Source organism: Parasphingorhabdus sp., assembly GCF_049667325.1.
Lineage (GTDB): Bacteria > Pseudomonadota > Alphaproteobacteria > Sphingomonadales > Sphingomonadaceae > Parasphingorhabdus.
This window is the reverse complement of record NZ_JBATHY010000081.1, coordinates 1-10,833: the sequence shown is the minus strand read 5'-3', so window position 1 is coordinate 10,833 and position 10,833 is coordinate 1. Positions and strand designations below refer to the sequence as shown.

10 protein-coding genes are annotated in these 10,833 nt (G+C 55.9%); 3 read left to right on the top strand and 7 right to left on the bottom strand.

The window, feature by feature from the left end; genetic code table 11:
- From WBM93_RS04720 to WBM93_RS04705, 4 genes are all read right to left on the bottom strand, one after another.
- The coding region (locus WBM93_RS04720) for a dihydropteroate synthase (protein WP_424428844.1) at window positions 1–2,060 on the bottom strand (2,060 nt) is incomplete at its 3' end.
- A 101-nt stretch (window positions 2,061–2,161) separates the two neighbouring features.
- Window positions 2,162–3,211: a homocysteine S-methyltransferase family protein gene (locus tag WBM93_RS04715; protein WP_424428841.1), complete on the bottom strand. Its 1,050-nt coding sequence runs from the start codon at window positions 3,209–3,211 to the stop codon at window positions 2,162–2,164.
- On the bottom strand, window positions 3,208–4,164 hold the full coding sequence (metF, locus tag WBM93_RS04710) for a methylenetetrahydrofolate reductase (protein WP_424428838.1): 957 nt from the start codon (window positions 4,162–4,164) through the stop codon (window positions 3,208–3,210). The genes WBM93_RS04715 and metF overlap by 4 nt, the downstream gene beginning before the upstream one ends.
- Entirely contained in the window at window positions 4,161–5,180 is a 1,020-nt protein-coding gene (locus tag WBM93_RS04705; protein ID WP_424428848.1) for an ArsR/SmtB family transcription factor, read from the bottom strand. The genes metF and WBM93_RS04705 overlap by 4 nt, the downstream gene beginning before the upstream one ends.
- A gap of 235 nt (window positions 5,181–5,415) precedes the next feature.
- On the opposite strand from WBM93_RS04705, the gene WBM93_RS04700 reads away from it, so the two are divergent.
- Entirely contained in the window at window positions 5,416–5,664 is a 249-nt protein-coding gene (locus WBM93_RS04700) for a hypothetical protein (protein ID WP_424428835.1), read from the top strand.
- An 87-nt stretch (window positions 5,665–5,751) separates the two neighbouring features.
- Window positions 5,752–5,946 carry a hypothetical protein gene (locus tag WBM93_RS04695; protein WP_424428833.1) on the top strand — a complete coding sequence of 65 codons (195 nt, stop codon included), beginning with the start codon at window positions 5,752–5,754 and terminating at the stop codon, window positions 5,944–5,946.
- A gap of 3 nt (window positions 5,947–5,949) precedes the next feature.
- Here WBM93_RS04695 and WBM93_RS04690 read toward each other — a convergent pair whose 3' ends face one another.
- Both WBM93_RS04690 and WBM93_RS04685 read right to left on the bottom strand, forming a co-directional pair.
- Complete coding sequence (locus WBM93_RS04690) at window positions 5,950–7,071, bottom strand: serine hydrolase (protein ID WP_424428831.1); 1,122 nt, start codon at window positions 7,069–7,071, stop codon at window positions 5,950–5,952.
- 126 nt (window positions 7,072–7,197) lie between these two features.
- Window positions 7,198–8,337: a phospholipase D-like domain-containing protein gene (locus WBM93_RS04685; RefSeq protein ID WP_424428828.1), complete on the bottom strand. Its 1,140-nt coding sequence runs from the start codon at window positions 8,335–8,337 to the stop codon at window positions 7,198–7,200.
- Between the two features lie 224 nt (window positions 8,338–8,561).
- On the opposite strand from WBM93_RS04685, the gene rpoZ reads away from it, so the two are divergent.
- The gene (gene rpoZ, locus WBM93_RS04680; RefSeq protein ID WP_424428825.1) at window positions 8,562–8,909 is read left to right on the top strand and encodes a DNA-directed RNA polymerase subunit omega; all 348 of its coding nucleotides are present in this window, start codon (window positions 8,562–8,564) and stop codon (window positions 8,907–8,909) included.
- Between the two features lie 98 nt (window positions 8,910–9,007).
- On the opposite strand, the gene ftsH is transcribed toward rpoZ, so the two are convergent.
- On the bottom strand, window positions 9,008–10,833 hold a 1,826-nt coding region (gene ftsH / locus WBM93_RS04675), incomplete at its 5' end, for an ATP-dependent zinc metalloprotease FtsH (protein ID WP_424428822.1).

The following is a 10,833-nucleotide window of genomic DNA, read 5'->3' as shown; positions in this document are numbered from 1 at the left end:
CCGCGTTTGACGACCTGCTGGCGCAACATGGGCAAGATATATTCGTCATTTTGCGGCGCGACGAGAATATCATCGCCTTCCCTCCGGGCTCGCCAGAGGCCGGCCACGCCCTTGGCGGTAAGCCATTTTTCGTCGATAATCTGGTCGAGCATCGCCTGGGCATCGCGAAACAGGTCGGTCGCGCTCTCGCCGACAATCTTGTCGGTCAGAATGGCGGGATAATTGCCGGCCAGTTCCCACGCTCTGAAAAACGGGGTCCAGTCGATATAGTCGCGCAGATCCGCAAGATCCCAGTCTTCATAGACATGCAATCCGGGTTTCGCGGGTGCGCCAGCCTTTAGACTCATGTCGATCTTGGCGGCATTGGCGCGGGCTTCCTCGAGTGTCGCCAGTTTTTTGCCGGTCTTGCCCGCCCGCGCGATGCGGACCTGTTCATATTCTTCCCGGGTTTTGGCGACAAAGCCCACGGCCTGGGTGTCGCTGACCAGCTGCGAGGCCACGCCGACGGCGCGGCTGGCATCGAGAACATGGATGGTCGGGCCGCTGTAGGCGGGTTCAATGCGCAGCGCCGTATGGGTTTTGGAGGTGGTCGCGCCGCCGATCAGCAGCGGCATTGTCATTTTTGCCCGCTCCATTTCTTCGGCAACGGTGACCATTTCGTCGAGCGACGGTGTGATCAGTCCGGACAGACCTATGATATCCGCGTCATTCTCATTCGCGGCCTTCAATATATCGGTCCATGATACCATCACCCCCAGATCGATGACTTCAAAGCCGTTGCATTGCAGCACGACCCCGACGATATTCTTGCCGATATCATGCACGTCGCCCTTGACCGTGGCCATGATGATCCGGCCCTTGCCCTTGGCATTCTCGTCTTTTTCGGCCTCGATATAGGGAAAAAGATGGGCGACCGCCTTTTTCATGACGCGGGCGGATTTAACCACTTGCGGCAGGAACATCTTGCCCGAACCGAACAGGTCGCCGACGACATTCATGCCGTCCATCAGGGGTCCTTCGATGACCTCGATCGGTCGGCCCTCGCGATCCTTGACCGCCAGCCGCATTTCCTCGGTATCTTCGATGATATGCGCGTCGATGCCCTTGACCAGCGCATGTTCCAGCCGCTTGTGCACTTCATAGCCGCGCCATTCGGCCGCCGCCTTTTCCGCCACTTCGTCGGTTCCGCGGAATTTTTCGGCGAGTGTGATCAGTCGGTCGGTTGCATCCTCGCGGCGGTCGAACACGACATCTTCGCAATGTTCGCGCAATTCGGGATTGATATCATCATAAATATCCAGCTGTCCGGCATTGACGATCGCCATGTCCATTCCGGCGGGAATGGCATGATAGAGGAATACGCTGTGCATCGCCCGGCGTACAGGTTCGTTGCCACGGAAACTGAAGGACAGGTTTGAAAGTCCCCCGGAAATATGGACGTGCGGGCAGCGTTTCTTGATTTCGCGGGTGGCCTCGATGAAGTCGAGTCCATAGCGGCGATGCTCGTCAATCCCGGTCGCGATTGCGAACACATTGGGATCGAAAATAATATCTTCCGGCGGGAAACCGATGCCGGTGAGCAGCTTGTAGGCGCGTTCGCAAATCTCGATCTTGCGTTGCTTGGTGTCGGCCTGTCCGGTTTCATCGAAGGCCATGACCACCACAGCGGCACCATAAGCCATGCATTTGCGCGCGTGATCGAGGAATTCCGCCTCGCCTTCCTTCATCGAGATAGAGTTGACGATCGGCTTGCCGGACACGCATTTCAGCCCCGCCTCGATTACCGACCATTTGCTGCTGTCGATCATCACCGGCACGCGGGCAATATCGGGTTCGGCAGAGATCAGCTTGAGAAAGGTGGTCATCGCATGATGCGCGTCGAGCAGGCCCTCGTCCATGTTGATATCGATCACCTGCGCGCCATTTTCGACCTGCTGGCGGGCAACCTCGACGGCGGCCTCATAGTCATCGTTGAGGATGAGCTTCTTGAATCTTGCAGACCCGGTAACATTCGTGCGCTCGCCGACGTTGACGAAATTGGTGGAGGAGGATTGTGTCATAATGTTGTGATGTCATCCGTTGGTCTCGGCCGAAGCCGGAAGGCAATTAATTATTCAATTCGTTCATGGCGGAGGCGACACGAACGCTGTTGCTGGTCGGCCTATGCCGCCATGTTGAACGGTTCCAGTCCGGCCAGGCGCGTATGCACCGAAATGTCCGGAATCTTGCGCGGCTCCTGGTCGGCCACGGCCTTGGCGATCGCTGCGATATGGTCGGGCGTCGTGCCACAGCAGCCGCCGACAATATTGACCAGACCGTCTTTCAGCCAGTCACCGATCAATTCTGCGGTCTCATCCGGCATTTCGTCATATTCACCAAGATCATTGGGCAGGCCGGCATTGGGATAGGCCATGATCAACGTGTCCGCCTCTTTCGCCAGCATCGCCAGGTGCGGACGGAGCTGGTCTGCCCCGAAGGAACAGTTGAGACCGATGGTCAGCGGCTTCAAGTGGCGCACGGCGTGCCAGAAAGCCTCGACCGTATGGCCGGACAGATTGCGCCCGGACAGATCGGTCAGGGTCATCGATATCATCAGTGGCACGTCACGGTCGCTCGCCTCGGCGGCTTCCATCGCTGCCATTCCGGCGCATTTGGCGTTGAGAGTATCGAAAATCGTTTCGATCAACAAAAAGTCGACTCCGCCGTCGATCAGCGCATCGCATTGCGCGCGGTACACGCCTTTCAGATAATCATATTCAATCTCACGGAAGCCCGGATCGTTGACGTCGGGTGAAAGCGACAGTGTCTTGTTGGTCGGGCCGATCGACCCGGCAACGAAGCGCGGCCGTCCATCCTTGGCTTCCGCTTTTTCGCAGGCCGCGCGCGCGATCTCCGCTGATTTGACGTTCAGGTCGCGAACGAGATGCTCGCAACCATAATCGGCCTGACTGATCTCGGTAGAGCTGAACGTATTGGTCTCGATAATATCGGCACCCGCTTCCAGATAGCTGATATGAATGGCTTCAATAATATCCGGCCGGGTCAGGCTGAGCAGATCATTATTGCCCTTCTGGTCGTCGGTCAGGTCAAGACTGCCGCGATAATCCTGTTCGCCAAGACGATAATCCTGGATTGCCGTGCCATAGCCACCATCGAACACCAAGATGCGCTCTGAGGCCAGTTTCTGTAATTGTTCGCGCGCGCTGGTCATGCCGCCTTCTCCTGTCGTCCACCAGTGGGCCGCTTGCCGAGCAAGTGGCATATTGCGTAGCTGAGTTCTGCCCGGTTGAGCGTATAGAAATGGAACTGGCGGACGCCTCCGGCATAAAGCTTGCGGCACAATTCGGCTGCCACGGTGGCCGCTATCAATTGTCGCGCCGAGGGATGGTCATCCAGCCCTTCGAACAGATCGTTCATCCATGGCGGAATTTCCGCGCCGCACATGCCTGCAAATTTGCGGGTCTGGGCAACATTGGAAACCGGCAGGATGCCCGGCACAAGCTCCGCATCAATACCGGCTGCTGCTGCCGCGTCGCGAAACCGGAAAAAAGCTTCTGCGGTAAAGAAAAACTGGGTGATCGCCCGGCTTGCTCCGGCATCCAGCTTGCGTTTCAGATTGTCGAGGTCGCTTTGCGGACAATCGGCTTCCGGATGGGTCTCCGGATAGGCGGCGACCGATATTTCGAACGGCGCGATATCGGTCAGGCCCTTTACCAGCTCGGCGGCGCTGGCATATCCTTGCGGATGCGGTTTGAAAGCCTGTCCCTGTGCGGGCGGGTCGCCGCGCAAGGCAACGATATGCCGGACGCCCGCGTCCCAATAAGCTCTGGCTACTTCCGCGATCTCTTCCTTGCTCGCATCTACGCAGGTCAGATGCGCGGCCGCCGGAATATTGGTCTCCTTGGCAATCCGCGCCACGGTCGCATGAGTGCGCTCGCGTGTGGTTCCACCCGCACCGTAAGTAACCGAAACAAAGCGCGGATTGAGCGGCTCGAGCGTCACCACGCTATCCCAAAGGGTCCGTTCCATCTTTTCTGATTTGGGCGGGAAAAACTCGAACGAGACATCGGCATCTCCGCTCAGTCCGGCAAACAGCGGAACATCAAGAGCGCGCTTGGCTTCTTCTAGCTCACTAAGGGCCATTGGCCGTGTTGAATTGTTCATGCTGTTGCTCTTTTCACATTATCAGTTTGCGCGGCCAATTTGTCGGCGTCAGGATGCAGGCTGGAAACAGCCGACTTTCTAGCCACCCATATTTTTACCGTCAGTTCGCCCCCGTCCAGTGTTCGGGTTTGTACCAGATCAAGCTTTGACGCGGTAAGCCAGCGTTTCATACTGTCATCGCTAAAGCCCAGCCGTGCGTGAGCATGTTCGGTGCGCAGATCTTCCCGGTCGTGGGCTGCAAAGTCCGCGATCAGCACGACGCCATTGGTTTTCAATACCCGGGACACTTCGACCAGCACCGCTTCCGGGTGCTGGGCATAATGCAATACCTGATGCAGGATGACGCTATCGACCGCACCATTTGCTACCGGCAGCTGGTTGAAATCACCCTGCTTCAACTCTGTTTTCTGCACCAGATTCGATCCGTTATCGGTCTCGCTTTCGAGCAATTTTGCCCGGGCCAGCCGCAACATTTCGGGGCTTTTGTCTAGCGCGATGACCGATTGGGCCGCCGGTCCGAACAGTTCGACCATCCGCCCCGTTCCGGTTCCGATATCCAGCATCTTGCCGAGTTGGGTATCCCGCAACAAGGCTTGCATCGCCCGTTCGACTTCCGCTTCGGGTAAATGCAGCGACCGGATCGCATCCCATTCTTCGGCATGCGCCGAAAAATAGCGTTCCGCCATGTCGGCCCGTGCTTTGCGTACCAAGGACAGCTGCGCTTGATCCTGCATTGCCTGTTCCGACTTCGCGACCTTGTCAGAGCGGAAAATGCGTCCTAAAATTTCCAGCTCGGATGCGGGTCCGGGTTTTAGAAAAACCCAGCTCCCTTCTTTCCGGCGTTCCGCCAGACCGGCTTCGTCCAGTATCCTGATGTGGCGAGAAATGCGGGGCTGGCTTTGATCCAATATTTGCGCAAGCTCGCCGACAGCCAGTTCCATCTTCTGCAGCAGCAGCACGATTCGCAACCGCGTAGGGTCCGCAAGTGCTCTGAATATGATTAATATATGGTCCATCAGGGAAAGATATATAAAGAAAGCTTTATATCTGGTCAATCCGCTTGATTTTCTGCGCTTCGCATTTGTTTGAAGCCACCATTTTCGCGTAATTTACCGCTCCTGGAAAAGCCATTACAGGTTCTTCGTTGCGTTCGTTCGACCATATCGCTACATACACCCACCGTAGGTCAATGGAGGAAAAAACCTCCTGTCTTGCGTGGTTTTTTGAGGAATATAACAAAGGGTTACCCCAATGAAAAAAGTTACAACATCATTCGTTTTGGCCGCTGCACTTGGCCTGGCTGCTTGCTCTGGCGCAGACAATGCTGAAGTCGGTGCTGAAGAAGTCGTAGAAGGCACGGAAGCAACTGCCGAAGAAGCTGCTGACGAAGCTATGGACGCCGCTGAAGGTTCGGCTGACGCCATGGGCGAAGCTGCTGCCGACGCAACTGCAGAAGTTGACGCCGCTGCTGAAGCTACCGAAGAAAAAGTAGCTGAATAAGCTTTTCAATCTTTTTAGAAAAAGGGCTGCCTTCGGGCGGCCCTTTTTTTGTCTTTGGTTCAGCCCGGATTGCAGTATGAAGACGCAATGAAAAGCGTTTTATCTGCCCTGATATTGACCGGACTGGTAGCTTGCGGTCCGGCGCAAAATGATCCCGGTCCCGGCGGTGTAACCGTTGGCGAGGCAAAAGCGCTGGATGAAGCGGCGAAAATGCTCGATGAACGCAACCTGCCACCAGCACCGGTCGAGAATCCGGAAACGGTCCCGGCCGAAACCGAATAGACGCTAGCCGGGATGATAGCGGGCTACGGCCCGCGTCACCGCCTGCATCAGTCGCATCCGTTCTGGAACCGAGGCGGTCGTATCACCCAACATCACGACCACGGCATAGCGCGTGCCATCCGGAGCGGTCATGATACCAATATCATTATATCCGGTTGCCATTGAACCAAGAACTTGTCCGGTCCCGGTTTTGTGCAGAAATTCCCAGTCTGCAGGAACCCCGGCCTTCAGCCTGTTCGGTCCGCTTCTGGTACGTTTCAAAATCGATTGCAGCAATCTTGTCGAATTTTCCGAAAGCAGTTTGCCGCGCGCCAATTTGTCGAGCGCGCGAACAATCGCCTGCGGACTCGCGCCATCAACAGGATCGGCGAGATAGGCCTCGAGCGCCTGCCGTCGCTGTTCAACGGGTATATTGGCTCGAGCCGTATAGAATGTCCTGCGATAGGAAAGGTTCTGCCTCCATTCCATCCCCGCGATACCGCTTTGCAAAAGTCGTTCGCCAGGGCCGAAGCGAATTTTCCCGAGATCGTGTTTCGCGAAGAATTTGCGGACGGCATCGGGCCCGCCGGCATGGTTGAGCAGCACGTCATTCGCGGTATTGTCGCTGCTCGCAAGCGCCTTTTCGAGCAATGTATAGACGGTCTTTACCACGGAGCCCTCGCGCTCCACTTCAACCGCCATGGGTTGGTGAAATACCGTCAGATCCTCTTTGCCGATCCTGATCGGGTCCGACAGTGATGCACGGCCCTGGTCGATCTTGTCGAGCAAGGTCATGGCGACCCAAAGTTTGGACACGCTCTGCTGCGGAAAATATTCGTCCGCCCGGTGACCGAATTCCCACTCTCCGTCGATCCGTTTTACCGCAATCCCGGTTTTTCCCGGGAAACTTCGCCACAGGTCGGCAATTTCATTGACGAGCGCGGGATTGGGGCGTTCACGGGAGACGTCGGCCCGAGGCGATGCAGATGGCGCAGGATTCTGATAAGTCGGCGGCGCACCCGTTTGTTGGCCCACCGGCTGGGAGTTCCCCGATACGCACGCCGTCATCGTTACCGTCAGCAGCATGGTCAATATATACCGAAACTGGATCATATGGGGTCGGTTCTCTGCTGTTGGATAGTTCATGGTTCCTTCTAACTAAGTGGCCTCGTCTTAACAGGGTCATAATAGCGGATTGCGGTGAACGATTCTTCACCTGCGACAGATTGTTGAAACTGTCCCCAATTCCGTTTGTCGGTAAAACATACGCAGCTATTTTTTGATGCCGAAATTGAGCCTGCGGGTAACGCTATAATCAAGCGTGTTCACCACGAAATAGGAAATGGTCCAGCGTATCCGATTGAGGAACGTCCGGCGGGATTTGTGGAGTTCCGGGGTTATGGTTTCCGAATGTTCATGCAAAATGTCGATTACGCTGCACGCGTGACGGGCAAAGTCCGCATCCTCGATCCGCAACATTATTTCGACATTGATAAACAGGCTTCGCAGATCGAAATTTGCCGAACCAACATAGACGGCATCATCGACAATCACCAATTTCGTGTGCAGCCGTCGCGATTGAAATTCAAAAAGGCGGGCGCGTCGCTTCAACAAATAGCCGTATAACAGCCGGCTTGCGCCGATTGTTGCGCCATTGTCGGTTTCGCCTGGCAATATGATCCGGCTTTTTCCGCCGCGTTTCGATATTCCCGCAATGCGTCGCAAAAGCCCTTGTCCTGGAGAAAAATAGGCGGTGACCAGGTCGAGTCTGCCTGCATTTTCAAGATCGTTCTTGATCGCCCGCGCCCATCGACTGAGCCGATTGCTCGGACCGCCCAAAAGCCAGCGAAACTGCCCGTTCCCGGCTTCCCAGTGACGCACCATCTTTTGCAGCAACCTTATATTGCCGTTATCGCAACAGACCCAGTCTGACAAAAGACGATAATAGTTGGCGAGATTTTTGACTTCGGGTCCTTCGATTTCCAGGCCGAGATCTTCCCAGCTATCATCAGGCGAATCGCTGTCCTGATGTTCCTGCCGATGAATGTTGAAATATTGGTCGCTAATATTGAATCCGCCGATCAAGGCACGACAATCGTCGGCGATTATCATTTTCTGGTGATTGCGGACAAAATAGCTGGTGGAAAACCGGGGGCTGAAAACAGCAAATTTTGCGCCAGCCGCGATTAGCGGATCAAAAAATTTGCGCGGGGTCCCGTTCGAGCCGAAGCTGTCGACCATCATTTCAACCTTCAGGCCGCGTTCGCAGGCTGCGATCAGGATGTCCAGAATCTTGCGGCCGGTGCGGTCGTCCTCGAACATGTAGAAGAACAGCTTGAGGCTTTTTTCCGCCTCTTCGAGCATATCTTCCAGCGCGGCGAGACGCACCGCAGGCACACGAACGAGCCGCAACCGGTTTCCTCCGACGTTAAACCATTGCGGTGGCTCGGGGTATGATTTCGGGCTATTTGCAGTGGCGCTTTCCATTGTCAGCGGGCATAGATTATCACCGGCGTACCGACAAATCATTAGATTGCCTGCCATTGTTTGCGCGATACCGGATTTGTTGACAAATCCCGCCCATATCCCTAGATGCAGGCCTCTTTTCCAAAACTTTGCAGAATCAGGAGCGGCTTATGGCTCGCGTTACGGTTGAAGATTGCGTCGATAAAGTAACAAACCGGTTTGATCTGGTGTTGTTCGCTGCCCAGCGCGCACGTGAGATTTCAGGCGGCGAAGAGCTGACTGTTGACCGCGATCGCGATAAAAATCCGGTGGTTGCGCTGCGCGAAATCGCAGAAGAAACCGTCAAGCCGAAGGATCTGGAAGAAAGCCTGATTCAATCGCTGCAGAAGGTTCTCATCGATGATGATGATACGCCGGACGAAATCGGTTCGATCAGTCAGTCGGCAGAAGCGCTTCGTCTGACCGCTGCTGCACCACCTCGCAGTGCCGGTGTTGCCGGAGACTATGGTCGCCGGTAAGCGGACCGCGTTACCGCGCAAGTCCATTCGAGACAAAAGAAAAGGCCGCCGGAATTTGTTCCGAGCGGCCTTTTCTTATTCGATTGTTGGAAGCGGGGTTAAGCGCCTTGCGGTTTGGGATCGCCAAACGGACCCTTTTTCTTTCGTCCCGCTTTCGGGATGCTTGCGCCAATTGACGGTACAGCGGCCGGTTTGACAACCTCTCCATTCGGACGTTTCAACTTTCCGGTTTCGACCAGCTCGTCTATATCTTCGCCCGACAGCGTCTCATATTCGAGCAATGCATTGGCGAGGGCGTGAAGCTGTTTCTCGTTCTTGGTCAGCACATGTTTGGCCCGGTCATAGCTGTCATCGATCAGCTTGCGAATTTCCAGATCTATCTTTTTCGCGGTTTCGTCTGACATATGGACGCGCTGGGATTGCGAATAGCCGAGGAAGGTCTCGCCCTGCTCCTCTTCATATTGCAACGGTCCCATCAGGTCGGACATGCCCCATTGGGTAACCATGTCGCGCGCAAGCTTGGTCGCATATTGGATATCGCCGGATGCACCGGATGATACTTTATCATAGCCGAAAATGATTTCCTCGGCGACGCGGCCGCCCATCGACACCGCAAGATTGGCGTGCATCTTGTCGCGGTGATAGCTGTAATTGTCCCGTTCGGGCAGGCGCATCACCATGCCCAGCGCGCGGCCACGGGGAATGATCGTCGCTTTGTGAATCGGATCGGATGCCGGTTCGTGAACCGATACCAGAGCATGGCCGGCTTCATGATAAGCGGTCATTTTCTTTTCGTCCTCGGTCATCACCATCGACTTGCGCTCGGTGCCCATCATGACCTTGTCCTTGGCATCCTCGAACTCGCTCATCGCGACCATCCGTTTGCCACGGCGTGCAGCCATCAGCGCCGCCTCGTTGACGAGGTTCGCCAGATCCGCACCGGAGAAACCGGGCGTTCCCCGCGCGATCGTACGTGGTTCGACGTCCGGAGCGAGCGGTACTTTCTTCATGTGCACGGCCAGGATCTTCTCGCGGCCTTCGATATCGGGGCGCGGGACGACGACTTGACGGTCAAAACGGCCTGGACGGAGCAGGGCAGGGTCGAGCACATCGGGGCGGTTGGTCGCGGCGATGATGATGATACCTTCATTCGCCTCGAAGCCGTCCATCTCGACCAGCAACTGGTTCAATGTCTGTTCGCGCTCGTCGTTGCCGTTGCCGAGCCCGGCGCCGCGATGGCGACCGACCGCGTCAATTTCGTCGATAAAGACGATACACGGCGCGTTTTTCTTCGCCTGCTCGAACATGTCACGAACACGGCTTGCGCCGACGCCGACAAACATTTCGACAAAATCAGAACCGGAGATGGAGAAAAACGGTACGCCAGCCTCACCAGCGATTGCGCGGGCCAAAAGGGTTTTACCGGTACCCGGCGAACCGACCAGCAACGCGCCTTTCGGGATCTGGCCGCCAAGCTTGGCAAAGCGACCGGGGTTTTTCAGAAATTCGACAATCTCTTCCAGCTCTTCGCGGGCTTCATCAATCCCGGCGACATCCTGAAAGGTGACCTTGCCTTGCTTTTCGGTCAGCAGCTTTGCCTTGGACTTGCCAAAGCCCATTGCTCCGGAACCGCTGCCTTTCTGCATTTGACGCAATACGAAAAAGGCGATGCCGAGGATCAGCAGGAACGGCAGGGACTGGACGAGAATGATCTGCCAGATGCTCGCCAGTTCCTGTGCCTTGCCGCTATATTCAACGCCTTTTTCATCCAGCAGGTTCACCAGTGACGGATCGCTACCGACGGGTGTGGTAGAAAATTTATCGCCATTTGTTAGTTCGCCGGTGATCTTGTCCGGCGCGATGGACACGCTTTTCACGCTGCCCTCTTCAACTTTGTTGCGGAACGAAGAATAGCTGATTCCTG

Excerpts from the sequence above, each read along its gene's own strand:
- WBM93_RS04690 (WP_424428831.1), bottom strand. The coding sequence starts at position 7,071 with ATGAACTATCCAACAGCAGAGAACCGACCCCATATGATCCAGTTTCGG.
- WBM93_RS04700 (WP_424428835.1), top strand. The coding sequence starts at position 5,416 with ATGAAAAAAGTTACAACATCATTCGTTTTGGCCGCTGCACTTGGCCTG.
- metF (WP_424428838.1), bottom strand. The coding sequence starts at position 4,164 with ATGAACAATTCAACACGGCCAATGGCCCTTAGTGAGCTAGAAGAAGCC.
- WBM93_RS04695 (WP_424428833.1), top strand. The coding sequence starts at position 5,752 with ATGAAAAGCGTTTTATCTGCCCTGATATTGACCGGACTGGTAGCTTGC.
- rpoZ (WP_424428825.1), top strand. The coding sequence starts at position 8,562 with ATGGCTCGCGTTACGGTTGAAGATTGCGTCGATAAAGTAACAAACCGG.
- WBM93_RS04705 (WP_424428848.1), bottom strand. The coding sequence starts at position 5,180 with ATGGACCATATATTAATCATATTCAGAGCACTTGCGGACCCTACGCGG.
- WBM93_RS04715 (WP_424428841.1), bottom strand. The coding sequence starts at position 3,211 with ATGACCAGCGCGCGCGAACAATTACAGAAACTGGCCTCAGAGCGCATC.